This window comes from Nocardia sp. NPDC041819 (assembly GCF_055590505.1).
Window position 1 is genome coordinate 1 of sequence record NZ_JBVJAP010000022.1, and the last position, 24,139, is coordinate 24,139.

The 24,139-nt window shown below is 64.1% G+C and carries 27 protein-coding genes; 15 read left to right on the forward strand and 12 right to left on the reverse strand.

The features are described from left to right. Positions 1-987 precede the first annotated feature (987 nt). From ACZ6DL_RS34665 to ACZ6DL_RS34675, 3 genes are all read left to right on the forward strand, one after another. Complete coding sequence (locus ACZ6DL_RS34665; protein WP_466057567.1) at positions 988-2,097, forward strand: ABC-three component system protein; 1,110 nt, start codon at positions 988-990, stop codon at positions 2,095-2,097. Next, positions 2,084-2,566, forward strand: coding sequence for a three component ABC system middle component (locus ACZ6DL_RS34670; RefSeq protein WP_466057568.1), 483 nt, complete (start codon positions 2,084-2,086; stop codon positions 2,564-2,566). Before ACZ6DL_RS34665 ends, ACZ6DL_RS34670 begins: the two co-directional genes overlap by 14 nt. 119 nt (positions 2,567-2,685) lie before the next feature. Beyond that, a complete protein-coding gene (locus ACZ6DL_RS34675) occupies positions 2,686-4,521 on the forward strand; it encodes a DUF3732 domain-containing protein (RefSeq protein WP_466057570.1) in 1,836 nt (611 codons plus the stop codon). A 541-nt stretch (positions 4,522-5,062) separates the two neighbouring features. On the opposite strand, the gene ACZ6DL_RS34680 is transcribed toward ACZ6DL_RS34675, so the two are convergent. From ACZ6DL_RS34680 to ACZ6DL_RS34690, 3 genes are all read right to left on the reverse strand, one after another. Beyond that, positions 5,063-5,857, reverse strand: a complete 795-nt coding sequence (locus tag ACZ6DL_RS34680; protein WP_466057571.1) for a hypothetical protein — start codon at positions 5,855-5,857, stop codon at positions 5,063-5,065. Positions 5,858-5,946: 89 nt separating this feature from the next. Next, entirely contained in the window at positions 5,947-6,075 is a 129-nt protein-coding gene (locus tag ACZ6DL_RS34685) for a hypothetical protein (RefSeq protein WP_466057573.1), read from the reverse strand. Between the two features lie 178 nt (positions 6,076-6,253). Further along, positions 6,254-6,490 carry a hypothetical protein gene (locus ACZ6DL_RS34690; RefSeq protein ID WP_466057575.1) on the reverse strand — a complete coding sequence of 79 codons (237 nt, stop codon included), beginning with the start codon at positions 6,488-6,490 and terminating at the stop codon, positions 6,254-6,256. 454 nt (positions 6,491-6,944) lie between these two features. Here ACZ6DL_RS34690 and ACZ6DL_RS34695 point away from each other — a divergent pair, with 454 nt between their 5' ends. Then, positions 6,945-7,292 carry a hypothetical protein gene (locus tag ACZ6DL_RS34695; protein WP_466057577.1) on the forward strand — a complete coding sequence of 116 codons (348 nt, stop codon included), beginning with the start codon at positions 6,945-6,947 and terminating at the stop codon, positions 7,290-7,292. Positions 7,293-7,431: 139 nt separating this feature from the next. Here ACZ6DL_RS34695 and ACZ6DL_RS34700 read toward each other — a convergent pair whose 3' ends face one another. Genes ACZ6DL_RS34700 through ACZ6DL_RS34710 form a run of 3 tightly spaced genes read right to left on the reverse strand, consistent with a single transcriptional unit; the run spans position 7,432 to position 8,110 of the window. Next, the gene (locus ACZ6DL_RS34700; RefSeq protein WP_466057579.1) at positions 7,432-7,593 is read right to left on the reverse strand and encodes a hypothetical protein; all 162 of its coding nucleotides are present in this window, start codon (positions 7,591-7,593) and stop codon (positions 7,432-7,434) included. Beyond that, positions 7,590-7,961, reverse strand: a complete 372-nt coding sequence (locus tag ACZ6DL_RS34705; RefSeq protein ID WP_466057581.1) for a hypothetical protein — start codon at positions 7,959-7,961, stop codon at positions 7,590-7,592. The genes ACZ6DL_RS34700 and ACZ6DL_RS34705 overlap by 4 nt, the downstream gene beginning before the upstream one ends. Beyond that, positions 7,958-8,110, reverse strand: coding sequence for a hypothetical protein (locus ACZ6DL_RS34710; RefSeq protein ID WP_466057583.1), 153 nt, complete (start codon positions 8,108-8,110; stop codon positions 7,958-7,960). The genes ACZ6DL_RS34705 and ACZ6DL_RS34710 overlap by 4 nt, the downstream gene beginning before the upstream one ends. Positions 8,111-8,512: 402 nt before the next feature. Between ACZ6DL_RS34710 and ACZ6DL_RS34715 the strand changes: the two genes are divergently transcribed. Next, a complete protein-coding gene (locus tag ACZ6DL_RS34715) occupies positions 8,513-9,241 on the forward strand; it encodes a trypsin-like peptidase domain-containing protein (protein ID WP_466057585.1) in 729 nt (242 codons plus the stop codon). 31 nt (positions 9,242-9,272) lie between these two features. Next, the gene (locus ACZ6DL_RS34720) at positions 9,273-10,292 is read left to right on the forward strand and encodes a DUF6615 family protein (protein ID WP_466057587.1); all 1,020 of its coding nucleotides are present in this window, start codon (positions 9,273-9,275) and stop codon (positions 10,290-10,292) included. Between the two features lie 199 nt (positions 10,293-10,491). On the opposite strand, the gene ACZ6DL_RS34725 is transcribed toward ACZ6DL_RS34720, so the two are convergent. After that, positions 10,492-10,935: a hypothetical protein gene (locus tag ACZ6DL_RS34725; RefSeq protein ID WP_466057588.1), complete on the reverse strand. Its 444-nt coding sequence runs from the start codon at positions 10,933-10,935 to the stop codon at positions 10,492-10,494. Between the two features lie 140 nt (positions 10,936-11,075). Here ACZ6DL_RS34725 and ACZ6DL_RS34730 point away from each other — a divergent pair. Together ACZ6DL_RS34730 and ACZ6DL_RS34735 are read left to right on the forward strand one after the other, a co-directional pair. Beyond that, positions 11,076-11,892, forward strand: a protein-coding gene (locus tag ACZ6DL_RS34730; RefSeq protein WP_466057590.1) for an IS5 family transposase whose coding sequence is annotated in 2 segments (ribosomal slippage) — positions 11,076-11,239 and positions 11,238-11,892 — 819 coding nt in all. Because the reading frame shifts where the segments join, the coding sequence is not laid out codon by codon here. 146 nt (positions 11,893-12,038) lie between these two features. After that, entirely contained in the window at positions 12,039-12,269 is a 231-nt protein-coding gene (locus tag ACZ6DL_RS34735; protein ID WP_466057591.1) for a hypothetical protein, read from the forward strand. 38 nt (positions 12,270-12,307) lie between these two features. Here ACZ6DL_RS34735 and ACZ6DL_RS34740 read toward each other — a convergent pair whose 3' ends face one another. Next, positions 12,308-12,778 (reverse strand): phosphotransferase, encoded by a 471-nt coding sequence (locus ACZ6DL_RS34740; RefSeq protein ID WP_466057593.1) that lies wholly within the window; start codon positions 12,776-12,778, stop codon positions 12,308-12,310. A 396-nt stretch (positions 12,779-13,174) separates the two neighbouring features. Between ACZ6DL_RS34740 and ACZ6DL_RS34745 the strand changes: the two genes are divergently transcribed. Next, the gene (locus tag ACZ6DL_RS34745; RefSeq protein WP_466057595.1) at positions 13,175-13,621 is read left to right on the forward strand and encodes a hypothetical protein; all 447 of its coding nucleotides are present in this window, start codon (positions 13,175-13,177) and stop codon (positions 13,619-13,621) included. Between the two features lie 198 nt (positions 13,622-13,819). On the opposite strand, the gene ACZ6DL_RS34750 is transcribed toward ACZ6DL_RS34745, so the two are convergent. Further along, positions 13,820-14,842: a tyrosine-type recombinase/integrase gene (locus ACZ6DL_RS34750; protein ID WP_466057597.1), complete on the reverse strand. Its 1,023-nt coding sequence runs from the start codon at positions 14,840-14,842 to the stop codon at positions 13,820-13,822. Positions 14,843-15,421: 579 nt separating this feature from the next. Between ACZ6DL_RS34750 and ACZ6DL_RS34755 the strand changes: the two genes are divergently transcribed. Together ACZ6DL_RS34755 and ACZ6DL_RS34760 are read left to right on the forward strand one after the other, a co-directional pair. Beyond that, on the forward strand, positions 15,422-16,177 hold the full coding sequence (locus ACZ6DL_RS34755) for an HD domain-containing protein (RefSeq protein ID WP_466057598.1): 756 nt from the start codon (positions 15,422-15,424) through the stop codon (positions 16,175-16,177). A 625-nt stretch (positions 16,178-16,802) separates the two neighbouring features. Next, a complete protein-coding gene (locus tag ACZ6DL_RS34760) occupies positions 16,803-17,297 on the forward strand; it encodes a hypothetical protein (protein ID WP_466057600.1) in 495 nt (164 codons plus the stop codon). A 179-nt stretch (positions 17,298-17,476) separates the two neighbouring features. Here ACZ6DL_RS34760 and ACZ6DL_RS34765 read toward each other — a convergent pair whose 3' ends face one another. From ACZ6DL_RS34765 to ACZ6DL_RS34775, 3 genes are read right to left on the reverse strand one after another with little or no spacing between them, the layout of a single operon-like run. Continuing rightward, positions 17,477-18,316, reverse strand: coding sequence for a helix-turn-helix domain-containing protein (locus ACZ6DL_RS34765; RefSeq protein ID WP_466057601.1), 840 nt, complete (start codon positions 18,314-18,316; stop codon positions 17,477-17,479). Further along, on the reverse strand, positions 18,313-18,843 hold the full coding sequence (locus ACZ6DL_RS34770) for a DUF6879 family protein (RefSeq protein ID WP_466057603.1): 531 nt from the start codon (positions 18,841-18,843) through the stop codon (positions 18,313-18,315). Before ACZ6DL_RS34770 ends, ACZ6DL_RS34765 begins: the two co-directional genes overlap by 4 nt. Beyond that, positions 18,821-19,147: a hypothetical protein gene (locus ACZ6DL_RS34775; protein ID WP_466057605.1), complete on the reverse strand. Its 327-nt coding sequence runs from the start codon at positions 19,145-19,147 to the stop codon at positions 18,821-18,823. Before ACZ6DL_RS34775 ends, ACZ6DL_RS34770 begins: the two co-directional genes overlap by 23 nt. Positions 19,148-19,403: 256 nt before the next feature. On the opposite strand from ACZ6DL_RS34775, the gene ACZ6DL_RS34780 reads away from it, so the two are divergent. From ACZ6DL_RS34780 to ACZ6DL_RS34795, 4 genes are all read left to right on the forward strand, one after another. Further along, positions 19,404-20,087, forward strand: coding sequence for a histidine phosphatase family protein (locus tag ACZ6DL_RS34780; protein WP_466057703.1), 684 nt, complete (start codon positions 19,404-19,406; stop codon positions 20,085-20,087). 58 nt (positions 20,088-20,145) lie between these two features. Further along, positions 20,146-21,024, forward strand: coding sequence for an SAM-dependent methyltransferase (locus ACZ6DL_RS34785; protein WP_466057606.1), 879 nt, complete (start codon positions 20,146-20,148; stop codon positions 21,022-21,024). 70 nt (positions 21,025-21,094) lie between these two features. Then, positions 21,095-21,892, forward strand: a complete 798-nt coding sequence (locus ACZ6DL_RS34790; RefSeq protein ID WP_466057608.1) for an SAM-dependent methyltransferase — start codon at positions 21,095-21,097, stop codon at positions 21,890-21,892. Positions 21,893-22,203: 311 nt separating this feature from the next. Continuing rightward, positions 22,204-23,910 (forward strand): FAD-dependent monooxygenase, encoded by a 1,707-nt coding sequence (locus ACZ6DL_RS34795; protein ID WP_466057610.1) that lies wholly within the window; start codon positions 22,204-22,206, stop codon positions 23,908-23,910. Positions 23,911-24,139: the final 229 nt, after the last annotated feature.

Genomic DNA, 24,139 nt, shown 5'->3' on the forward strand with positions numbered 1-24,139 from the left:
CCTTCGGCGAGGGCGTGGGTGTAGTAGAGGGTTCCGCCGCTGCGGTAGGTGTGGGTGCGCAGCCACAGCGCGGCCCACAGTAGTGCGAGCAGGACCGCCGCCGCGCCGCGACATCGGCGCGCTTGCGATGACCTTCGCCGCCTCACTGCGCCGCAGCGAGACCGCGGCGCTGTCCCTCGAGGACCCATCGCTGGTCGACAGCCCCGAGCGGTTGCCGGTGTCAATCCCGGCAGCAGTGGCCGGACACCCCCGGCCGCGCGGTCGATTCGTCACCCGACGAAGATGTACCTAGGCGCGAGAGCGTCCGACCGATGCCGCCCTACCCCCGGGTCCCTTACGGTGCGGCGGCTGCATCGTTCCGTGCGGGGCCTTCAGTCAGGGTCTGGTCCCCGCGTCCTGGCGAATCACCGTGCGCGGCAGGCTAACTGCACCGCTCGCGTTGGTTCGATGCGATGGCAAGATGTCCGATGCTATATGCCACCTCGACGGCCTCACACGCCTGCGTGGGCTCAACGCGCGCCCCCGAATGGATGACGGCATTCCGGCGGTCGGCGAGGCGTTTGAATCCCGGATGGGGTTGCGAGTCGGGCTTCCTCGCATGTCGTAGCCATTCTGATGCGTAGCTTCCGGCCTCGACGGGTGGGAAGGTGGTGTCGATGGTCGGTGCGTGATCATCGCATCGAGAACATCTGAACACCGATCCGCTACCGCCTCACGCTGATTCGCGGGCCGTCATCGCAGCCAGCGCCGCTATTACGGGCGGCTGGCCAGCACCCGCAACAGGAGACGAGTTCGGCGATCCGTGTTCTACCAGTGGCGCGCTCATGGAATGATCGCTGTATTCGGTAACCAGAGGGAGGCGGTGGTGGCATGAGCAGCCCTGGGAATCCCTTCGAGGCATCGGCGTCAGCGCTTGGCTACCTCTACCAACTGCGTGTGGCTCTCCAGCGGTGTGTGGAGCTCTCCAGGGGCGGGATCGAGTGGAGTGTGGCGATTGAGGCGACGGACGATGTCCAGGCCCTCATCAGGTCGCGCACCGAGCTGACCCAGCTGAAGAAGCGGGCCGACAGCGTGAGGCTGACCGACCTGTCGCCGGACCTCTGGAAGACGATCAGGGTCTGGTCGCAGGCCGTCACCGAGAAGCGCATCGACCTTGCCGAGACAAGCCTCTACCTGATGACCACCGCAGAGCTGCCTGACAGCAGCGCGGGGTTCTTTTTGCAGCCTGAGACCAGCGGGCACCGCGACGAACAGGCCGCCAACGACCTCCTCCTCCAGGCCCGGCGGTCATCGAAGAGCCAGGTTCTCGCCAAGGCGTTCGACGCATTCGACGCTCTCGACGAGCGACGCCGGGCGGAGCTCATCAGCCGTATAGAAGTTATCGGTGATGCGCCGGGCATGGACGAGATCAGGGACGATCTGCTGGGCTATGCGAGTCTGGCTGTCGAGCGGCGCTTCGCCGAGTCCTTTCTTCAGCGCCTGGAGGGCTGGTTTTTCGAGCGGGCGTCCGTCCAGATGAGTTCCCCGGGATCGGATCCCGTGACCGGCGCCGAGTTCGATGAGCTGTTCACCGATCTGCGGAACCAGATAGGTGAACACAACTTGCCCATCGACCCCGACATCTTCGCGCTAACAGATGCGGACCCGGCTGCCGTCGATGCTGCCGACAAGGTTTTCGTCCACCAGCTGCGGCTGATCGACGTGGGCGCGGAGCGGATCGGTTACGCGGTGCGCGACTGGGTGCGGGCCTTTGCCCAGCGCTCCCGTTGGGCGAACGAGAACCTGGTGCGTACCGGGGAGATCGGCGCCTATGAACGCAGGCTCGTGGAGGAATGGCAGTCACGGTTCGCGGAGATGCGCGAGGACCTTGGCGACGAGGCCACCGAAGAAGAGATGAAGCGTCAAGCCAAGCTGATCTACCGGTGGGTCGACCGCGACGCCCGGATGCGGATACGGCCCGGCTGTGAAGAGGTGTTCATCACCAAGGGTTCATACCAGATGCTCGCCGATGAGCTGCAGGTCGGCTGGCACCCGGACTTCACTGCCCGCCTGGCAACTCTGCTGGAGCCGACCGGAGCCGCTGATGGCCGAGCTTGACCTCAGTCGCGAGGAGCGCGCCCTGTTCAACCCGGCTTTCACCGCACTCGTGTGCGTCCGGGCCGTGCAGGGCTACGAGACGAAGTACCGCGTCCCCTGCCCGCTTCCGGTCGCCATCACCGCTGCGGTCATGGCCTTCCAGCCGTCCATCCGAGCGGTCCTACCGGCCACCACTAGAACGGGACTGATGGGCTGGCTCGATGAGAACGAGGCCGTACGCGTAGCAATGGGCTTCAACGCCACCACCCTCGCCACCGTCGTACGGCCGGGGCTGCTGTTTGCCCTGCAGAGCGGGGTGCTCAGGCTGCAAGGCTCCGGGCTGACCGTGCCACGGCGGGCCGTGAAGGCCGTTGAGGACGGCCCCGAACAGCACACCGCGATTCAGAAGGCTGCTCAACAACTCGGCCGCTGGCTGCCCAGCACCGGCAGCATCAGCACTGTTCTGACGCTCCTGGGAGTTCGAGCGTGACCTTTCAGATCCGGGCGGTCACCGTCTACGGCAAGCAGCCCGGACAGGTCCGCACGGTCCCCTTCCACGTCGGCACCCTCAACATCGTCACGGGCGACTCCCGGCGTGGGAAGAGCGCGGTGCTGACGATCATCGACTACTGCCTGGCCAGCTCCGACTACCCCGTCAAGGCCGGCGAAGTCCGCAAGTATGTGGGCACTTACGCCGTCACCCTAGTCAAACCGGGCCAGCAGCTCTTTGTGGCTCGGCGTGCTCCCGAGCGCGGAGTAGCTGTCAGCACGGTGCTGTGCATCCTGTCCCAAGCCCCCGGCACCCCGCCTCCCCCGCTCGAGGAGTTGTCCTTCACGACGCCGCTGGACGTCGCCAAGGACCTCCTCAGCGACTTCTCCGGGATCGACCGGACCGTCAGGGTTCCCGCGGTCGCCCGCGCCCAGACCACCGCCCCCTCGATCCGCCATGCGTTGTACTTTTGCTTCCAGGCACAGAACGAGGTCGCCAACCCCGATCTGCTGTTCCACTCCCAGGGCGAGGAGTGGCGCCCGAACACCATTCGCGGTGTGATCCCGTACTTCCTCGGTGCCGTCGACCCCGAACAGGCTGCGCTGCGCAACCGGTGGCGACTGCTGCACCGAGACCTCTCCGACCTCGAGGCCAAACTCGCCCAAGGCCGCGCCCTCGGCCCGGCTTCAGGCCAGGCCCGAGCCCTGCTGACCGAGGCGCTCGAGGCAGGGCTGATTCCACGTCGCGACAGCGAGCCGACCGCCGAGGAAGTTCCCAGCCTGCTCCGCCTCGCCCTCGAAGGCAGGATCCAGCTCGAGCCCGGAGCGGGCAACGACAGCGACGGCGATCCGCTGGCCGCCGCCACTGGCCGCCGTGCTCAATTGCGCCGTGCCATGGGACAGTCCCGGGCTCGCATCGCCGACCTCAAACGCGCGCTCGAGGAGAACGACGACTTCACCGGACAAGCACGCGAGCAGCGCACCCGCCTCGCGTCCCTTGGGCTGATGCGGGTGGACCGGGACGCCTCCCAGGCCGGCCACTGCCCGGTGTGCGAGAGCCCGATCACCTCGGCCAACAGCACGGTGGCCGCCATCATGCACGACCTTGAGCGCCTCGACGGCGACCTCCAGGTCATCGGCAGCGACACTCCAGCCCTGCAACGGCAGCTCGCGCAGGAAGAGGAGCAACTGCAGCGGTTGCGCGCAGCTCTCTCCCGCAACCAGGACGAAATCAACGAGATCAGCGCCGGGCTGCGCGCGCTGCAGCAGGAGCCGGACGACGCGCAGCGCGCCGCTCATGTGCGTGGCCGGATCAGTTTCTACCTCGACACCACCGCCGAACACGTTAGCGTCCCACAGGTCGAGGACCGGCGCGGGGACCTCCAGCGGCAGATCGCTGAACTGGAGGGCCTGCTCAGCGACGACTCCCAGGATGACCGGCTCACCAGCTATCTGTCACTGATCAGCCAGAACATCCGCACCAAGGCGGCCGCGCTGGAACTCGACCACGCGGACGCGCCCATCCGTCTCGACATCAACCGGCTGACCGTCGTCGCCGACACCAACGACGGCCCCGTCCGGCTCGCTGACATGGGCAGCGCCGAGAACCACCTCGGCTACCACGTCGCCACGCTACTGAGCCTGCACGAGTGGTTCAGCGAGCACCGCAGCCCCGTCCCGCGGATGCTCATCCTCGACCAGCCGTCCCAGGTGTACTTCCCGCCCGACTACGGCGAGCCCACGCGCGACCTCAGCCACCTGCTGAAGGTCTACCAGATCATCGTCGACACCACCCGGGCCCTCGACGGTGCCCTTCAGGTCATCGTCGTCGAACACGCCGACCTGGCCGACCCGCTTTTCCGTGACCACGTCGTCGAACGCTGGCGCTACAGCAACAATCAGGCCCTCGTGCCTCCCGAGTGGATCACTGAACCGATCGACGGCGAAGACGAGTAACCCTGCACTCGCCATTCAGCTTCGGCTGGCACTGAGTCAGAGCGTGCCGACGTAGTGTTCGATTCCCGGGTGGGCTCGTCATCGGGGACCGCTCACGACGGACCGACCTCACGGGGTCAGGTCAACACCGGACCCTAGACACCAGCAAACCGACGAACAACCGACCATCCGGTAGCCGCATAGCACAGGATGGACCGCACGAGGCCCTCCCCTGCGAGGCTGGACGGGTGCTGGCGTGGATGTCGATGTGCTCCCCACCCGGAACCACCTGTAGTTGGAGTGAACTTCTCGTTTCGACTTGCAAAGTGCAAAGAAGTTCGGCCAAGGCGAAAGGCGTACCCCTCGACGCGTGGCGGGCCACCCATCTGGGTTCCGCGCCGTAGGTGCTTGTGGTCGGCTACAGCTCCGAGTTATGCCGCCGAATTTTTATGTGTCCAGCGTCCGTCTGAGGCACCGAAGCCGGACGTGGCGGCCTAGCCTTCCTCACTGGTACGAGTGAGATCGTAGCCACGACCCAGCCGCGCGCGGGAATGCCTGCAGCTCAGGGACGGCCGAGTCCGACGCCGAGCGTCCAGGTTGGATGCTGTAGTTCATGGGGGACCGGGACGTTGTAGGTCTTTGCGAGGCGGTGCACAATGGAGCCGATTTCTTCGCGCATGACGTCCAGGTGCTGATTCGCGTGAATCTCGCCTTTGCACGGCCATCCGTTGTCTTCGACGATCACGTTCTTCATGACGTTTCGTGCTGCGGCACGGATGGCTTCCAGATCTTTTCGCAACCGATCGTCGTCGGCGGTCTCGCGCAGAGCCCGGTTCATCTCGGATCGCAAGTCTCGCAGGGACTTGATCACGTGGGCCCAGAATTCCATGTCGACCGAGTAGTGCAGCGATCGCTTGTCGGCAAGGATATCGAACACCTGCTGAACAACTTTCGCGTTGTGCTCAAGTCTCATCAGTTCGGGCAAAAGGGGGAGGCGGGGACTGGCAAGGAGCCGTCGAACCTTGGCAGTGTGCTCGTCGCGCCATTGAGTTAGCAGCGCCACCGAGTATCCAGGGCCGCCGTTGTTGTCGATAAGATCGTGGCAGACACCGCACAGGAAGATCGCGTTGGCCGGATCACATCGCTGTCCGTCCGTCATTTCCTCGTTGTGTCGAGCGCTTCCGAGCTCTCTGCCCTGGATATGCGCGAACTTCCCGATGTTGCTCTTGAGCAGCGTGTCTCCGGTCTTGACTTCCGGGCCCACGAGTAGCCGGTTGCAGTCGGGGTTGGTACACATGTAGCCAGCGCACGCCGCTACCAACGCTTTAGTTGCTGCCGAGAACTTACCATCTGCCATCGAACACCTTTTCATCGAATCAGACTGTGCTGCAGAACGAACCGTACCTCCAGCGATGACAATCTCGCGATGCTGTCTAATTTTATGGGCTATTGAGTGCGCCAGCAAAAATCGGCGGCGGCGGCGGCGCCGTCGTCGTCGTCGACGACGCCACCCATGGCGCTGCACCTGCGCAGCAACAACGACAGCCTGCGCGATATCGCCGCGGGGCTAGTCATACCAAAGGCATCAGCTGCTGCGGCCCGACATCTTGGCGAACACCCAGCCGAGCACGTCCTGGTCGACGTGGACGCGTTCGAGGCGGTCCAAGGCGCGCACGGTGTGGGCGGATGGTCAGTGCCACGCCGGGACCCGGCTTGGGCGCGGTGTCGGTGGGTTGCTCGCGCAGTGCGTAGGCTACGGCTTCGCCCATTCCCATTGCTCGGCCGTGCCGAACGGCCACATCGAACCGGTGTATCCCGGGGGCGGCACGCGCCGACCGGTCATCGTGCCCACCCCCGCAGACGCGATCAATTGCAAGTAATCGGTCAATGCCGCAAAATCGATCCGCCCAGAAGCCTGGAACGGCGCGAGCACGGCTACCACCGCAGAATCCACCACCCCCCCTGATTCAACCGCGAACAGCAGCCGCAACGAACAACGGCTGCTCCGAGTACGGCAACTACATGGGCATAATCGGGAGACGATAAGACTGTCGGGTAGTACGGAGCGGACTGCGGCTGGATGCGGCTGCTCGGCCATGACCGAGCACTTACCGCCTGTCCTGTGGCTGGGAAAGCACAGACATGCCCCTCCCTGCGACAAGCCCTGCGAGTGCACGACACGCTGTACTACAACAATCGCGATCCGGATTCAGTCGCGAGAAAATGATCGCGTCGCAGCCGGGTCTTGCACTGGTCTCATATCAGCGATGCGGGGGTCGACTATGAGCGCCGCTAGCTCTAAACCTGACGGAGGTTGTTGACACTGCGGGCTCCTGATACGAAGGAGTCCCGTCCCCGAACGTGTATGAAGTGAGCAGGATCTGGTCCGGCGCGCGAACCGGCGCCTGGCGGTGCTTCCGCATGCCGAGGAGGTCAGCGGCAACGTGGCCGCGCTCACCGCACTGGGCAGATCCGCGCGCGGCGTGCGCACCGCGCGCAAGACCGGCGACCACGAGCACAGCGGATGGCCCGACCCGTCCGTACAGGGCCCGCGATCGTCGACCGGCACCGTCGGCGAAGCCGCACAAACGACGTCCGACGCCACCTACCCGCGCGCCGCTATCGAGATCTACATGGAGACATCCGATGCGCCGATCGCTGGTGGCCGCTGGCTGATCGAAGCAGACTCGATCGTCATCTACGAGCGCCCCACCGGCGTGAAGGTGGCTTCCCGGCCGCCCTTTCTTCGGAATGAACCGTCGTGGACACGTGTTGCATCGCAGCGTTTGTAGTGGGTGATCGGAGAAATTGAGCCCTATCTAAAACCGAAGAGTAGAGGGTGTTTACGGTGCGGGAACGAAACGTGCCGCCGCCGCGTCGACGCGGCGGCACGTGGCGATCGCGCCCGCACCATGCCCGCTGCTCGCCGCGTCACGGATGGTCGGATTGCTGCATCGAGAACGTAGCCGAGCGCGCCGACTGCCGCTCGACCTCAGCCTCAACGGCCCGGTCGAAGTCGTAGATCGTCGACAGATAGAGCCGATGACGGAAATTCAGCTCTGCCCACCCCACCGCAGCCTTGCTCGCGCTCATCCTCGCACGGCCCAGTCCAGCCGCCGCAGCGTCCAGCCGCAGAGGTCTGCCTGCCGCAGAAATCCGGGATCGATGACATGTTCGGGGTCGACGACATAGGTCCACTCGCCGGTCGGGGCCGTGACGTGCACGAGACGCCGGTCGCCGTCGCGCGACACAGCGTAGGGGGCCGGCGCCTCGGGCGTATGTGCCGGTAGCGAGTTCAACCACCGGTCGGTGCAGACCGCGACCGGCCTGCCCGGGGCGCCGGGCAGTCTCGGTGCCGAAGCGACCGCGGCCCGCGCCCCGTCGACATGCGCGAGCAGAGGTCCGCGTCGGTCGCGGACCCACTGCGCCAGCAGGCTATCCAGATCGGGTGCGGTGATCACCGCCGCACCTCGTCGACGACGCGCGCGACTTCCCAGCAGCCCGCCTCGCGCAGCCGGTCGGCCAGGTCCTCATCACCCAAGATTCCGCCGACGGGCGTGGCTTGGATCTCGTTCAGCGCCGCCATGTTGTCCACGTCCACTCGTCGCATAGTTGGAGTCTCCCGCTCTCTACCCCTGTCTACCGCAGATCACTGTGCGAGTCTGCGTGCCGCGGTGGTGGCTACGCAGGTCTCGCCGACGCCAATACGGCTCTCGCCGAGATGCATCCTCACCAGCGCAGCACAAACGCCGAGAAGGTGCCGACGCCCGCGGACACGCACCTCGCTGGTGAGATCAGATCCGTTCACCGGGAACACTCTCTGAAAGGGCCGAAGCGATCGGTGTACAACATAAGTGCGCGTTCGCCCGCTGCGGCGGCCGAGGGATCCAGTGCCCGGTGGTAGGCGGGGCAACGGCGTCGGTTCCGCGGCCTTGAGCAGCTGCTGGGTACAAACACCCATATGACCGCGACTGTCTGAGGGTCTCAGCCGAGATAAGAGTAGCGTTGTGCCATGTCGCTCGACTTCTTCCCACGATTCGCAACTGGGATGGTCTACTTCACGCCTCCCAATGGGATATGGGAGTTCAGCGGGACGGGCGCAATGTACATGCGCCCGTATGTAATCCTGACTGCGGCGCACTGCGTACCCGAGGTCGCCAACGCCACGTTCGCGTTCCGCTCACCGATAGAACAGGACGCCCGCGTAGTGGAGCAGGTCATCCGCCATTCGACAATCGACCTTGCCGCCCTCGTTATATCGAAGGACGCCAAAATGCCCCAGACAGGCGTCTACTCAGAGGTCCGTGATCAGCTCGTTGACGGAGGCGACTTCATCGCGTTCGGGTATCCCGCCGAAACTAGTACCAGCGTCCCGCGATTGTTCAAGGGGCACTACCAGCGGCATTTTCCATATCAAGCGCCCAACGGCCAGTCCTACTTTGCAGCAGAGTTGAGCATCCCGGCACCAGCCGGACTGAGCGGCGGACCCGTTTCAGATGCACACCGGCCGCAGGTTCTGGATGCAATCGTGACAGCGAACCACGATTCGTCGCTCGTCATCGACTCTTACGAAGAGGAGGAACGCGACGGGATGATCTCGCGTGGAAAGATCACCCGGGTTGTCTCGTATGGTATCGCGGCACTGCTGGTTGGTCCTGAAGTTCAAAACTGGCTGGAAACCGTGGTCGCGCACGCCGATGCTGGACCGCACAGTACCGTGAAGCATGAGATGGGGCTGTAACGGTACTGAGCCGACAAACCATGATCCGTACATGGAACCGGCTTCGGATCTGGCAGCGACGATGGACGCTCTGGCGGTCGACACATGGCGGCGCATCGAGCTCGGACGACCAAGCGGCCTAGCGCCACAGGAAGAGTCGATCACCGATCACGTGCTGTTCGAACTCAATCAACGCTTTCCAGCGATCCTCGTTCGTAAACCAAACGGGCATGAGGAGTCAACAGCAGGGGCTGACTGGGAATGGTGGGTGGGCTCTCGCGCAACAGGCTGGCTGTGCCTGAGAGTGCAGGCCAAACGGATCTATCATCACACCTACCCCGAACTGTCACACAAGGTCGAGAGCACTCAAGCCCGTCAAATCGACCTCCTTCTCAATGGATGCAATAGGCCTGGCTACCTCCCGTACCACATCTTCTACAACGGGTGGGACGAGGAAGCGTTCCTCCGCTCCGGCGTGTACTACGACCAGAAAGCGTTGTGCGACAACCCGTATTTCCCACACCACTCGTGGCCACCTCTTCTGGCCCAAAACCTTGGTAACCGCTTGTCGTTGGAAGTGGTGCGGTTGGGTGCAAAGAACTCGCGGTGGTGGGGATGCGCAGCGTTATCGAGTTACCGTGTGGCGAGACTGATGGACGACGTGCGGTACCGAAAGTACTACGCGCCCCGTTATCTGCGGCACGCAATGCCGTGGTCGATGCTGTTCTCACGCCCAATCGGCGGCGAGGTCCCCGATGGGATCAGCGACTTCATCGACGTCGTGCACTGGCGCCTGCTGGAAGACTCCTGTCACGTCGATGCGCCGTCCAGATTGGAACCGGCTGCCGACACGATGGCACCTGATTTTCCCAACTTCGACTCTGCGGCGCTTGAGCGTCAGCGCATTACCAGACTCCCCCACTATGTAGAGGTGATGCTCGAATTCCAGAACCAGACTCTAGACGAGCAGAACGACTACTTCCAGAGTTCGGACATACCGACCAATTACGTCATCGTGATGGACCTCAGCCGCCTCAACGCAGCAGATCCAGGGCCATACACCTTCCTCTGAGGTGAGACCGGATCGGCGGCTAACAATCGCGAACTGACGGAATTAGAGGCAGGCTCGCGCATGGCGCACCCGCGCTGGATCATGCCTCGCCCTGCCCTGGTTGGCATTGCGCTAGACGTACTCATAGGCATTAGTCGCTTAAGACGGTGTCTTACGTGGGTGCATCGGAACGAGTGGAGTCCGGCCCTTGTACACCGCACTAGCAGGTGAGGCAGGTATAGAGGCGGAGGTCTCCGGACCGGCTCTCGCATCGCACGACGCCGGAGCCGAACATGATCTCCAGCGCGACTCGTCCTGTGAGCGGGTGTGTCTGTTCCTGTATCTCGAGAACTGTCTCGCCGAGGTGATCTGCAAATGGTGTCTCGTCGATGATCGGCGCCACTTCAACTCGTCCGTACTCCTGCATGTCGTATCCCATGTAGGGGACCGAGGTGTCGACGATCAGACACCAGTCCGACCCGGTCGTGACGTGTGTGGACCAGTCCTCGTTGTCGATCAGCCACACATCCAGTGGGCCTGACGGAGCCTGCGCATCATAGAGGTGCCACGATGCAACCACGCGCTCGAGGCGTCGGCCGATCAGGTACGTGGGATGTACGCCCGCTCCGTGTAGGGGACACTCGCTCGGGCTCTTCGCCTCCATTCGACAACCCTACCGTCAGGAGTTGGTGGTCTCAGGATTGGCGAATCACCCTTTCCCGACACATCGGATGCGCTCGATATTGGTGGTAAACCGACGCCCGACGTGGTGAATGAACCACTGTGCCGCATGATATTCGATTCGTGACCGGCGAATTCTCAAAACGTCTTGTGCCCGACAAGCTGTGGGAACTGGTTGAGCCGCTACTGCCGCGCTTCGCCGCGCGCCCGCAGGGCGGCGGAACGGCCCCGTCCGACCCGCGTGCGGTGTTCACCGCGGTCGTGTTCGTGTTGACCAGCGGTTGTATGGCGAATGCTGCCGCCGTCGTTCGGTGTCAGCGTGCCTACGGCGCATCGCCGGTTTTCCGCATGGACCGAGGCCGGCCTGTGGCGTCGTCTACATCGTGCGGTGCTCGACGAACTGGGTAGCCGGGGCTTGATCGACTGGTCCCGGGCGGTGATCGACGCGGCCTCGGTGCGAGCGAAAAAAGGGGGCGCTATGACCGGGCCCAGCCCGGTCGACCGGGGCAAGTCCGGATCGAAGATCCATGTCTTCTCCGATCGCGCGGGAATCCCACTGTCCGTTGGTATCTCGGCAGCAAACACCAACGATGCCGAAGCACTCAAACCCCTGGTGAAAGCAGTGCCTGCCGTGCGGTCGCGGCGCGGTCCGCGCCGCCGCAAGCCCGCCAAACTGCATGCAGACAAGGCCTACGACTCCATCGAGCTGCGACAATGGGTGCGCGATCGGTGCATAGCGGTACGGATTGCCCGCAAAGGCATCGAATCGTCTGAACGACTCGGCCGCCATCGCTGGGTCATCGAACGCACAATATCGTGGCTGACCGGCTACCACCGGCTCAACATCCGCTACGACCGCAAAGCCACACACTTCCTCGGCTTCCTCACCCTCGCTGCGGCACTCACCTGCTTCAAGAAACTCGCAAAATCAGCGACATGAGACATGCTCTAAGGCACCCTGGATACCGCGACAGCAAGTCTCAAGCTTGCTCGAGCGAACGCGCGCTCATCGGCATGAGCGTGCGGTCGGGGTCACCGGGTTGGGCGTGGCCAGGTTAGTTCAGAGAAGCTTGTATCCGCTGCCCGATGCTGAACATCAATCCGAAAATGCTGTTCCGGCTCGACGAAATCGAGAAAGACCTTCTGGACCGCCGGGATCGCGCCGAACGCGAAGACTGGCTCGGCCAGATCGAAGGCATCGATCTGACACTGGGCTTCCTACGACAGAAGCGAGACCAAACCGAGCGACTTGCACGATTCACCCCGGACAGCCCGACGATGCTCGCCCTCGAACCGCCGCCCCCGAAACCGAACTAGGCACGGCCAGAACAGCTGTCGCAGAACTCGGGGCAGCCTCACAGCCGGGATCTCAGCACGTCGACCTCACAGCCTGGCGAGGACGGGTCGAAGCCGTGCTCGACCAACCAGCGGACTCCCAGCAAGCTTCGCAACGACCACCCCGCGCGGATCATGTCAAGGTCGACGTCGGTGCCGTAGCCAGCTACGACGTCGTCCAAGCGCTCCTCATGCCCGAGCGTCAAGGTGGCGAGGTCGTATAAGGCATCGCCCTGGGCCGCCTCGGACCAGTCGATCACGCCGACGATCTCGTGACCGGCGACGAACACGTGGGTTACCTGCAGGTCGCCGTGCATGAACACCGGTGCCGATGGCCGCAGCGCAGCCTCGGCAAGCCTGCGGTTGCGCGTGACCACGTCGGTGGGAAGGACGCCATTTGTGACAAGCCACTCGCATTCGCCGTCGAGCTCCAAGGCGATTTCGTCGAGGCTCCGGCCGGGCCACGGCGGCAGCGGCGCATCGTGCAGCATCCGTGCGGCATCCGTGCGGCGGCACCCGCCGCTGCCCACGCCGCCGACGACGCGGCCGAGGGCTCGCCGAGGCGGCCGAGTGCTGTCCCGAGGGCGGCGAGCGCGAGCACAGGCGGCTTCCGCCACAGGACCTCCGGCGTCGGGATTGGCGCCAGTGCCATCGCCTCGACCTCAACGTCGGTGCGCCTCTGGTCAGTGTCGATCTTCAGGAACACGGCGCCAACACGCAGGGTCGCGCGCTCGTGATGGGCTACGACGACCTCGATCTCCTCCACGGCCATTATCGCGGGGATCACCACCGACGTGGCCTGACTTATCGCTGGCGCGAAGGCGGTCACGCTCAGCCAGCAAGATCTAACGGATTCACAGCCGCTCGCTTGACAAGTGCAGAGAAGGATGTCGTGGCTGCTCGAGATCGAGTGGAATCGCGCGACCGACGCGGGTGTCTCGCTGATGCTCGGCTGGCTACGCAGTGCATCGAACCCGCAGCGCCGACGGCACCGACCGGGCTCCGCGGCCGCCGGGACCGTCAACATCCGGACTGGAAAGCAGGTGTCGAAGAAGGGGTACGCGCCCCGCACGATCAACCACTGCCTCTCCGTGATCTGGGGCCTCTACGCCTACCACGGCCACTTCGGCCGCGGGCCCATGATCAACCCAGTCCCAGAATCGCCCGAACGTCGCCAGGCACTGGCACACTGCAACCCACTCGAGCCGACCGATCGTCCGCCGAGCACATTTGCGTCAGCGAGTCCCCAAGGTGCAACCCCGTTCGATCCCGGACAGTCTCTGGCACGAGCTGTTCGCCTCGATGCGAAACGCATCGTGACCGGGCTCTGCTGATGTTCTATGTCCCGAGCGGGTTGTCCACCCTGCCCGCCGACTCAGCCACCGTCAAGCGTTACCTGTTGCTCGCGGCCGAGCGCGACGACGTCGCCACAAGCACTATCACCGTGCGGTGCGCGGTGATCGCCCGCGCCATCCGCGAGTCCGGACTGCCCGCCCCGACCACCGACCCACCGTGCGCACCGGTAGTCAGCGTCACAGGTCGAAGGCCAACTGGTGGGCGGTCACGCGGGCTGCTTCCAAGCGAATCTGGTTACGGCCAGGCGGAACGGTGTGCGGTACGGCCATTGCTTCGGCGATCTTGCTGGCCAGGCGGGGCTCGAGGGGCATTTGCAGTGCATGCAGGCGCTGCGGGTTCGGGCGGGTCAGTCCCATGGTCTGCGCGACGATCCATGGTTCGATGCCGGATTCCAGCATGCGGGTATCGAAGGTGTAGCGCAGGGTGCCGGGTGAGAGTTCGAGCCCGGCTTCGCGACCGATGGTGCGCACGATGCGGTCGATCGAGCTCGAGGAGATGCGTCGCCGGCGCTCGGAGACGAACAGTGCGCGCGGGCGCAGCGCGCCGAGCATGGCGCGCCGTTCGGCCAGCCACAGCTCCAGCAGCCGACGAGTGCTCGCCGCCAGCACAACCGTCCGCGTCGTCCCAGAAAGCGCACGTACCTCGAGATGACCGGACTCAGCGCGAAGCTCCAGCCCAGCCACATCCAACAGGCGAACTTCCGACAGCGACAAGCCGTTGTTGAGCAGCAGCCCGACGATTGCGTGGTCGCGGTGGCTGTGTGCCGCGGCGGCGCGCAGTAGTGCACTCAGCTGGCCTGCGGTCAGAGTGCGCGATGTGCGCGAGGAGTGTTTGACCCGCGCGAGCGTGGTCGGCCCTACGCCGCGCCACCTGTAAAAGGTGTTGATCGCTGCCCGGGCGAGGTTGGCGGTCGATGGCAGCACCCGCCGCTCCGTGATCAGATGGTCGTGGTACGCCAGCACGACTCGATCACGAGCGGCCGGAGCATCAAGCGCCTCTTGACGATCCGCCCGAGTCTCCAGCCATCTCAACAGGTCCGCGACACGCTCACAGTAGGTCTCCCGAGTCCGCTGTGACAGATCGTCTCGACCTGCCAAATACGTCTCGAACCGATCCAACTGCTCACGCGCCCATAGCGACCGCGGCGCCGACTTCCTCGTCGACGCCTTCTTTACCACCGCGGTGACGGCGCTTCCCATACTCACCTCCTGGCACGATCCGCCCGTCGAGGATCCCACCCGCCACCGACAACGCGCCACTGAAGACAATTAGTGCCCAACCGGGCGCACCCGACGGGCACTAATTATGGATAGAATTGTAATGAGCGCCGCGAAGGGCCAGAGCCGGATCAAGCACGGCGTCAAGCACATAATTCCCGGGCGTACCCGCAAGCGACCCGAGCGGCGCACGACTGTTCGACTCCGGACCGATCACAACCAGAATTTCCTACTGCCTGCGAGCGCTGCCATATCGCAAAAGCAGAACCTGCCGCGTGCCGGCGGACCTCGGTCAGGGCGGCAACGATTCACTCTAGGAAAATATTTCAACCGAACAACAACAGTCATCCACCAGAGCGGTCTCGCGGCATCGCCCGAATTGCACCCACCATGGGTGTCTGCGTTCTCTCGTTCGTACAAAGAGGGTCGGCGTCGTCTCTTGACATTAAACGCCGTCGATATCAATTTTGAGAGGGAGGCATGTCACATTCAGCGGACCGGTCGAGCGTAATGTTCAAGCACGCCCACGTTTCCGCTGCTATCACGAAATCGAGGTGTGCGATGGCACCGCCGCAGGGATTCGACTGGAGCTGGGCTGTCACCAGTGGAGGCAATTTGACTCGGCGGCAGATGAATCAATTGATCGGAATTCTGTTGTTCACGATGCCGACACTGCTGGGCGGCCGCGTCGCGTCGTTCTTCGGGGCCCGGGTACCCACGACCAGGCTCGATGAGGCGGCGCTGCGGCTGCCCGACACAGCCGTAGCGGTGGCGGTCGAGCGAGAAGCCCGCAGCGTGCTCAGCCCCAGCATGCTCGAACACTCTTATAGGGTCTGGGCGTTCGGCAAGGCGCTGGCGCAGGCACACCACGCCGAACTCGACGACGAACTGTTCTTCACTGCCTCGATGTTGCACGACATCGAGCTGGAACATCCACAACCGAACCGCTGCTTCGCGGTCCGCGGCGCCGAGCACGCCACCGAACTTCTCACCGAACTCGACATGCCGGACGATCGCGTCGCCCTCGTCCGCGACGGCATCGCCGGGCACATGACGCTGGGAGTCGACTCCGAACTCTCCGACCTGGCCGGGGCCCTGTCCGCCGGCGCGGGCGCCGATCTGTTCGGCAATCGCTTGCAAGAACTCGACCCGCGATGGGTCGCAGAGGTCATCACACGTCATCCGCGGTTGGACTTCAAGCGCGTCGTCATCGACGCCGTCGCCGGCGAGGTCGCCGCTGTCCCCGACGGGCGGACCGCTCTGCTGCACAGGTTCGGATTCGACCTCATGGTCCGCACTGCTCCGTTCCCCGAGTAACTGAGCTCACCTGCAAGCAACCGACTCGAACCACACCTTCGGCTCCGCGGCCACGAATCTCTTCCGGAGCCGCCTCGCGGGAGCCCTCCGGTATCGGCGTGGCGGTATCACGCTGGCGGCCATCCGAGACTACGATTTTTGTGACTCGAAAACGACTGTCTCCCTGTGGATGTCAGAGCGGATGTCAAGGGTGGACCAGTGCAAGGGGGAACGAGGCGAACCATGCTGATCTGGTGCCTGATCGTCGTCATCGTGTTTGCTCTGCTGGCGGGCGCTGCGGCAGCGATGACGTGGGATCCGCGACGTCGACCTCACGGCTCTCCTCCCGCTGCACCGGTTGCGCCGCCGACACGAGACCGGACCGCTACCGCAGACGCCCGGCCGGACCTCGCCGCCGGTAGAGGCGGCCGATCTTGACCGAGTCGCAGCGCGCACGGGGGCACTTGTGGACGTACAGCGGCAACGCCGGGAGGGGTCGGCGGCGATGAGTGAACAAGACGCGATGACCGGTCGGTTCGCGATCCGCAACCGCTACGCCGCCGAATGCTCACAATGTTCGGTGCTTGTCCTCCCTGACGGCCGCATCCTGCGCAACGACCCGCTCGACGGCCCCATCGTGTGGTGTATGACCTGCCTGGCGCTGGAGTACAATCCGCACGCCGGGATTCGACCATCCACCCCTTTCGCGGCGCAGGTGATCACGATCGCCGTTCTCGGCTTTCCCCGCGAATGCTGGCGTTGCGGTATCGAAGTGATCTGCGTCGCCGGGCTGTTTCCCTACCGGCCCGGCATCGGCTACCGAAAACTGATCACCACCCAAGACGAACCAGGGACAGCGATGACCGCCGCAGCCCGCCTGCTCGCCACCATCGGCCGCCGCGACATCGCTGCCACCATCCGCCCCGTCTACAGCCGAACCCTGCAAGCGACCACCATCGCCGTCCACTGCCCGCAGTGCCGCACCATGCAAGGCAATTATTTCACCGCCGAGGAAACAATGAATCGAGTTCTCAACGCCGGAATAGACGGACTCGATATCCTCGGCCGCTCCCCCAGCCCAACCCGAGAGTGGCAGCAACTCGTCCACGACGACCAGCTCTCCTTCATGATCATCGGGTAGGTGTCCTACCCGCCTCCTCCAAGCGTGGTCGCCGAACCATGACTCGGCGGGGCGCGCCTTCTGGTGCTCGGGTAGGTGAGACGGCGTGTCCCTCGACTTCTAACTCGCGAGTACTTGTCGACCGAGGTCGGCTGTGTCGGTGGTGCACTCTTCGTCGGCTGTTCGGCGGGCTCGACTCATCATTGAGTCATTCCGCGCCGCCGTGCTCGGCTGATGAGCTCCCGCGCGTCGTCTCCATATGCGGCTTGGTGGCGAAGGCCGTCCCAGGCTTTCTCGTACAATACGAGCTCAGAGGGTGTGGTCACCGAAAGCTCGGCGCTCAATGTCTCTACGAGCGCAAGTCGAGCATCGTATAGCGCGAAACTTGTCGTGGTGTAGACGAATCGGTAGTTGGTGGGAACGATGCCGACCACGAGGCGCGGGTTGCCGAATCCGATCTCGAGCAGATGCCGCAGTTGCCCGTCGCGGGTCTCGTCGTCGCCGACTTGGGTGTAGAGAACCGGTTCGTGGAGCAAGACCGAGAACTTCGTGCGGCCCCGGCGCAATGCTCTGCCTCGCTCCATCCGTGCGGCGACGGCCGCGTCCAGATCGTCGAATGTGCCGAGAAACCCGATACAGGTGGATAGAACTGCGCGTGCGTATGCCTCGGTCTGCAGTAAGCCCGACACCAGCACGGCGGAATAGAGGCGCACCGCATGCGCGTCGGTGTCCAGTTTCACGCCGCGGCGTTGTCGGCGGGCATGTCCGCCGGCGGTCACGCGTTTCCATTCCAACCACTGCGCCCGAAGATTGCGCAGTGACGCCACGAGGTCTGGGAGTGCATATTCTGCGTCGCAGATCCGGCACCAGGTCGCGAGGTCGGACTCGCTGGGAGTCCGTTCGCCTGTCTCGAACCGAGAGACCTTCGACCAGTGCCAGCCAGCGGCCGCGCTGAGTTGCCGCCCGTTCAGGCCTGCGTCTTTGCGAAGTTCACGCAGTCGCGCTCCGAGCGCCTGCCTGCCACGGGCGACGTCGTTCACCGGCGTTGCAGATACTCGACGTAGGGAGTGGAGGCCGACCACACGCGGTCTCGAACCTCGGCGGCGTAGGAGACAATGACGGGATCGTCGGTAGACGCTGCACCAACCCAGTAGTCGCGTTCGTCGAACAGGCTGTAGGCGACGAGGTCGTCATCGATGAGCCAGAAGTCGTCGGCCGCGGCGTCGGCAGGATCTGCATCCTGCCGCGGCAAGTACCGTACGTCTTCGCCTGCCGCGACATTGTGACGCGTCAGCGCCAGCAGATACCTCGTGTAAAGGGTGTGTGGTTCGGACACGATCCGGGCTCGTTGCATCACCACCCCACGGGCGACCGCGGCGGTGACCTGCTCTTGCCATCCGGTGAACCACTCGCCGCCCGGGTCGGTCGTCTCGTCCTCACGGAACGCCGCCAGGGACGGTTCCTCGTTCTCTGTCAGGTAGTCGTCCCTGGTTTCCAGATGGAACGCGCGTTGCTTTGCCGTCGCCAGGACCGCGCGGAATGGTTCAGCACCCAGCAGTAGCCGCATCCGGGCGCACCTCCTGTCCGATGGGAATCTCTACTGCGGTCTCGTGAGCGGGGATTTTCATCTGCTCCAATGCCTCGGGGTCGACGACCGGCTTGCCGGACAGGATGAAGGTTCCATGGCCGGTATCGGTCAGTCCGACCAGACAGGTGCCAGGCTCGCTGTAGGCGAGCAGGCGATGAGGGATCTCGATTCGATCATCGCTGTCGGTCTTCCATCCTTGCACCACCAGCGTTTCGCGGTCGCTGGCATACAGCCGAGGCGAGCCGTCACCACCGGACTCGCCACCAATGAACCGTACTTTCATGCAGGGCACCACCTTTGCAGTTGAGTGTGGGGGCGATCGAATCGTTGCAGCCTAACAAGTTGAAGGTCAACCAGTCTGGCACTTTCTGGCACTTTCATGGTGGCCGCTCACCCACGCCCCATACCGTCGAGACACCAGAACCGCGACAGGTAGAAGGAAGTGAGTCACGTTGGCACACAACGGCACACACACGCCCGCTGTGCGGATGCTCCTCGTTCGCGCCGGCCATTCACCTGCCGACGGCCGCAACGAGTACATGGGCCCACAGCGATGCCGCGGTCTGGACAGTACGGGCCATCAGCAGACCCGATTGCTGGGTGAGCGACTCGCAGACGAGCAGCTCGTTCCTGTGGCGATCTACCACACCGATATCGCTCGGGCCGAAGACACAGCCAACATAGTGGCGGCTCGCCTCGGGCGGCCACCGACAATGCCCGGCCTCCGATGCCGCAACTATGGAGCTGCCGACGGTGCTCTGGTCGACGACGTTCTGGCGGCATTCGATCCGCCCCTCGAACAGACGCCCGACCGCCCCCTTGCCCTGGGAGCGGACTCGTGGACGACGCTGACCGCCGCCGTAGGCCGCGAACTCGGCGGTATCCTGGGCCGACACCTAGGCGACACTGTGCTTGTCGTTTGTGACGAGGACACAATTGCCGCCAGCTTCCAGCTCTACTGCGGCGACTCGCCTTTCATCGCACAGACACGGCGGACTGCAAACACCGGCCTCACCGAGTGGATGCTGACACCGCAAAGCGACTCCAAGCCCGGGCTGCAGAGATGGCAAGGCACGGTGTTACGCCACAACAGCCTCGCACATCTACCGAATTCGCTCGTCACCCCGCGCAGCATACTGCTGGCCGAGTGCCCTACCCCGACCACGCGAGGCCGTGCGGCGCACCCCGAGACGTGCCCACGCAGCATGTTGTGTCCCCATTGATTTCGCAATGCCGCCGATTAGCCGTCGCACTGCACGCGATTCTCGTTCAGGAGCAGCTTTGACGATCGATCCGCCTCGTCAAACCGGTGTTCGCGCGCCGGTAGGCGTGGACACGACACGCGCGAGCATCGCCCGCGTCTACGACGCCACCCTCGGTGGCAAGGACAATTACGAAGTCGACCGCTACGTGCGCGACAAAGTCGCCGAAGTCGCGCCGCGGCAGAGCGATGTGGCGCGCATGAATCGCCGCTGGCTGCACCGCGTGGTGCGCTATCTGGCCGGGACCGTCGGCATCGACCAGTTCCTCGACATCGGCGCGGGGCTGCCGACCGTCGGCAATACCCATGAGATCGCCCAACAGCAGAATCCCCAGGCGCGCGTGGTGTACGTGGACAACGACCCGGTGTGCAACATCCACGGCCGCGTCCTGCTCGAGCGCGATCAACACACCCGCTTCGTGCCCGCGAATCTCACCATGCCGAAGACCCTGCTGACGCACGACGAGATCGTCCAGCATCTCGACCTCACCCGCCCGCTGGCGCTGATCCTGTGCGGCATCCTGCATCACGCCGACGACGACCTCGATCCGGCCGGGATCATGCGTCAGTACATCGAGGCGCTGCCCGCGGGCTCCTACGTCGCCATCACACACTTCTACGACCCCGATGACGGCGATGAAGCCCACGAGATGGCGCGTGAGCTGGAACGGCGTTTCACCGAAATGGGTCTGGGTTCGGGCTGGTACCGCACCTGCGAGCAGATCGCCTCGTACTTCGGTGATCTGGAACTGATCGAGCCCGGCCTGGTCGAACTCGACGACTGGTGGCCGATGGGCCCCGCGATACGCCCGCGCATGACCGAGGAACGTCTCCTGCTTGGCGGAGTCGGCCGCAAATCCTTCCGAAACGGCAACGTGACACCCCTTCTACGTCGCTGACTCCCCTGCTGCGAGGCACTGCCGCCAGCGCGACCCCCTTTTCGCAACATCTGTTCAGGAGACCACCTCTATGCCCGAAGACCACAGCCCCCTCATCCGGACCGACATTCCCCACTCCGCGCGGATCTGGAACTACTGGATGGGCGGCAAGGATTATTACGAGATCGACCGCATCGCAGGCGACGCCGGCATCGAGGTCGATCCGGACATCACCACCATGGCGGTGCAGTCGCGCCAGTTCCTCATCCGCGCGGTGGGCTACCTCGCCGGCGAGGCCGGAGTGCGGCAGTTCCTCGATGTGGGGACGGGTTTGCCGACGATGCAAAACACTCACGAGGTTGCGCAGAGCGTGGCGCCGGAGTCGCGGATCGTCTACGTGGACAACGACCCGCTGGTGCTCACGCACGCGCGAGCGCTGCTTACCTCAACCACGGCCGAGGGTGTCACCACTTACATCGACGCCGATTACCACGATCCCGAGCGGATCATCTCCGATGCCAAGCACGTCCTGAATTTCAACGAGCCCATCGGCGTGATGTTCATGGGCGTGCTCGGTCACGCCAAGAGCTACGACGAACTGCTGCGGATCGTGCACACGGTGCTCGACGCCGTGCCCGCGGGCAGCTACCTGGCGTTGTGGGACGGCACCGACGACAGCAAGGCGTACGCCACGCTGTGCGAGAACTACACCGGCACCGGCGGCACTCCTTATGTCCCCCGCCCGCAAGCGCAGATCAAGGCGGTCTTCGACGGCCTGGAGCTGGTGGAGCCGGGCTTCGTGTCCATCACGCAGTGGCGCGCGGGCGACACGGAGGTGGGCGAGGTCCGGCCGATCTCCGCCTACGGCGCAGTGGCACGCAAACCGTAGCGTGATCGACTGCCGCCGATGATCCAAGACTTTCTCGGGCACCCTGCGTGGTGCGAACAGTTGCAGGAATGCGTTGCCACCACTGTTATCGAGTCGGGTCATTCGAACCACCGCTGTGATCGCGAGCGACCATTTCGAAAAGGGTTGCGCCGAATGTTTTGTTCGCGGTCGTTGACGCAGTCCGGAAACTAGAGCTTCAGACCGCCAGCTCTACCGTCCGTTCCGGCGCTGCCACCTTGCCCCCGCAATGGTGGGCACCTTTCACATAGTTTCTGTTTCGCGCCGTAGTTGCGCAGCCAGGTGCATATTCCATGTTGTTGCTGGAGCCGCCGATTTCGAGGCTTGTTCGGTGGTCGTCAAGGCTGGATCAGGAGTTATTCATGTCTGCCATTTCTGTGTCGGACTATCCGGTTGTCGTTGTGGGTGCTGGTGCTGCTGGATTGATGGCTGCCTGGGAGCTGTGGCGATGGGGCGTCCCCTGTGTGGTGATCGACAAGAGGCGCGGCCCGGCACCGTTTTCGGGTGCCATCACGCTGCATTCGGCCACGCGTGAAGACCTCGACGCGGTCGGCCTTGGCAGTGACTTCGATGCGGCCGGGATTCCGAGCTACTCGATGGACTATCACTTCAAGCACGCGAAGGCCGCCGGTGGCGGGCAAGCCGGTCCGCGGCTGGACTTCACTCGGTTGAAACCGCCTACATACCCGACCGACTACGCGGAGATCCTCAACATCCCCCAGTGCGAAACCGAACGGATCCTTCGCGAGCGCCTCGAATCACTCGGCTGCGAAATCCTCTGGGGCACCGAACTGCAGAACCTCGTCTGTGATGAGGACGGTCGCATCACCGCGACGTTGGTCAAGCCTGGCGGTGAGGTGGAAGTGATCCGTCCTGAGCGGCTGGTGGGCTGCGATGGCGTATACAGCACCGTGCGCCGCCAATTGGGCATCGAGTTCGTCGGCATGTCCTACGACAACGATCTGCGCATGACCGACACCGTGCTGTGGGGGCTTCCCCTGCCCCGCGACCGTCTGCACTACCTGATTAGCGATCAGCGTCTGATATTCCTCGCCGCACTGCCTGGGGATCCGAAGACTCCGCTCTTTCGAGTCATTGTGGGCGAGCTCGGCAGCGGCGGTCCCCGGACCGAAACCACGCATGCGCTGTTTCAGTCGGCCTTCGACGTGCACTTCAACGGTGCGGTCATCGTCGGTGAGCCAGCGTCGGCGCCGACCGAGTTCACACTCGGGCAGCGGCTGGCGTCTCGTTTCATCCACCCCAGCGGGAACGTCATCCTGTGCGGCGACGCCGCGCACACCCAGACCATCGCTGGTGGCATGGGCTTGAATCTTGCCCTGCAGGACGCGATCAACCTCGCAGCGAAACTGTCGATGGTCGTGCAGGGACTCGCCGATCCCTCGCTCCTGCAGGCTTACGAGTCCGAACGGCGCCAGGCCGCGGTCCAGGCCGGCGACATCGCCCGCCGCATCCATGGCGTGATCATGGACCCTCGCACACCGCTTGAGCAGCGGGTCGCCACAGCAGCCGAACTCAACGACGACGCGGTGGGACTGATTTCGGGACATCGCATCAACTATCGAGGCACCGCTCGGCCGATCCCAGGGCTCACGGCACTGGACGGACTGGCTGCCGGTGACCGCGCCCCCAACATAGCTATCACAGGCAATCAACGCGTGCACGACCAGATAGACCACTACTACACCGTGCTCGGCGTCCAAGACGAACCGGACTCGGCCGCGGCATGGACAACGCTCGCACGCGAGGTCGAAGAACGTTTCGGACAACGGGTTCGGTTCACACTCGTCACTCCTCCAGGAGTACGCACGCGCGCACCGGTCAACACACTGATGGCCGAATCGACCGATTTTCACGAGGTCTACGGGGTGCGCGGCCGGAACTCTCTGTGCCTGCTGCGCTCCGACCGTCATGTCGACATGCGCTGTCTACAAGGCGAGCAGGGCGCGCTTCTCAACAAGCTCGGCGCTGTCTTGACCTGACAGCGGTAGCCGTGACGCACCCAGCTCGTCACACCGGTCGCGCGACGATCTCGCGCCTGCCGGATCTCCTCAAACCGTCGTCATGGCAACCAGCGGCCCGAGCGGCCGGAGGCGTCTGTCCGAGCGACGCGCATCGCCGTTTCGTCCGTTCCTTTCATCCTCGATCTCATGTGGAGTACGACCTCGAATGACTACACCCCCATCACCGCCACCGCCGGGACCGACCGCC

Bases quoted from the DNA above. Each gene is read 5' to 3' on its own strand.
- ACZ6DL_RS34670 (WP_466057568.1), top strand. From the start codon at position 2,084: ATGGCCGAGCTTGACCTCAGTCGCGAGGAGCGCGCCCTGTTCAACCCG.
- ACZ6DL_RS34680 (WP_466057571.1), bottom strand. From the start codon at position 5,857: ATGGCAGATGGTAAGTTCTCGGCAGCAACTAAAGCGTTGGTAGCGGCG.
- ACZ6DL_RS34685 (WP_466057573.1), bottom strand. From the start codon at position 6,075: ATGACTAGCCCCGCGGCGATATCGCGCAGGCTGTCGTTGTTGCTGCGC.
- ACZ6DL_RS34700 (WP_466057579.1), bottom strand. From the start codon at position 7,593: ATGAGCGCGAGCAAGGCTGCGGTGGGGTGGGCAGAGCTGAATTTCCGT.
- ACZ6DL_RS34710 (WP_466057583.1), bottom strand. From the start codon at position 8,110: ATGCGACGAGTGGACGTGGACAACATGGCGGCGCTGAACGAGATCCAA.
- ACZ6DL_RS34715 (WP_466057585.1), top strand. From the start codon at position 8,513: ATGTCGCTCGACTTCTTCCCACGATTCGCAACTGGGATGGTCTACTTC.
- ACZ6DL_RS34720 (WP_466057587.1), top strand. From the start codon at position 9,273: ATGGAACCGGCTTCGGATCTGGCAGCGACGATGGACGCTCTGGCGGTC.
- ACZ6DL_RS34725 (WP_466057588.1), bottom strand. From the start codon at position 10,935: ATGGAGGCGAAGAGCCCGAGCGAGTGTCCCCTACACGGAGCGGGCGTA.
- ACZ6DL_RS34735 (WP_466057591.1), top strand. From the start codon at position 12,039: ATGCTGAACATCAATCCGAAAATGCTGTTCCGGCTCGACGAAATCGAG.
- ACZ6DL_RS34740 (WP_466057593.1), bottom strand. From the start codon at position 12,778: ATGCTGCACGATGCGCCGCTGCCGCCGTGGCCCGGCCGGAGCCTCGAC.
- ACZ6DL_RS34745 (WP_466057595.1), top strand. From the start codon at position 13,175: ATGTCGTGGCTGCTCGAGATCGAGTGGAATCGCGCGACCGACGCGGGT.
- ACZ6DL_RS34750 (WP_466057597.1), bottom strand. From the start codon at position 14,842: ATGGGAAGCGCCGTCACCGCGGTGGTAAAGAAGGCGTCGACGAGGAAG.
- ACZ6DL_RS34755 (WP_466057598.1), top strand. From the start codon at position 15,422: ATGGCACCGCCGCAGGGATTCGACTGGAGCTGGGCTGTCACCAGTGGA.
- ACZ6DL_RS34760 (WP_466057600.1), top strand. From the start codon at position 16,803: ATGACCTGCCTGGCGCTGGAGTACAATCCGCACGCCGGGATTCGACCA.
- ACZ6DL_RS34770 (WP_466057603.1), bottom strand. From the start codon at position 18,843: ATGCGGCTACTGCTGGGTGCTGAACCATTCCGCGCGGTCCTGGCGACG.
- ACZ6DL_RS34775 (WP_466057605.1), bottom strand. From the start codon at position 19,147: ATGAAAGTACGGTTCATTGGTGGCGAGTCCGGTGGTGACGGCTCGCCT.
- ACZ6DL_RS34780 (WP_466057703.1), top strand. From the start codon at position 19,404: ATGGGCCCACAGCGATGCCGCGGTCTGGACAGTACGGGCCATCAGCAG.
- ACZ6DL_RS34790 (WP_466057608.1), top strand. From the start codon at position 21,095: ATGCCCGAAGACCACAGCCCCCTCATCCGGACCGACATTCCCCACTCC.
- ACZ6DL_RS34795 (WP_466057610.1), top strand. From the start codon at position 22,204: ATGTTGTTGCTGGAGCCGCCGATTTCGAGGCTTGTTCGGTGGTCGTCA.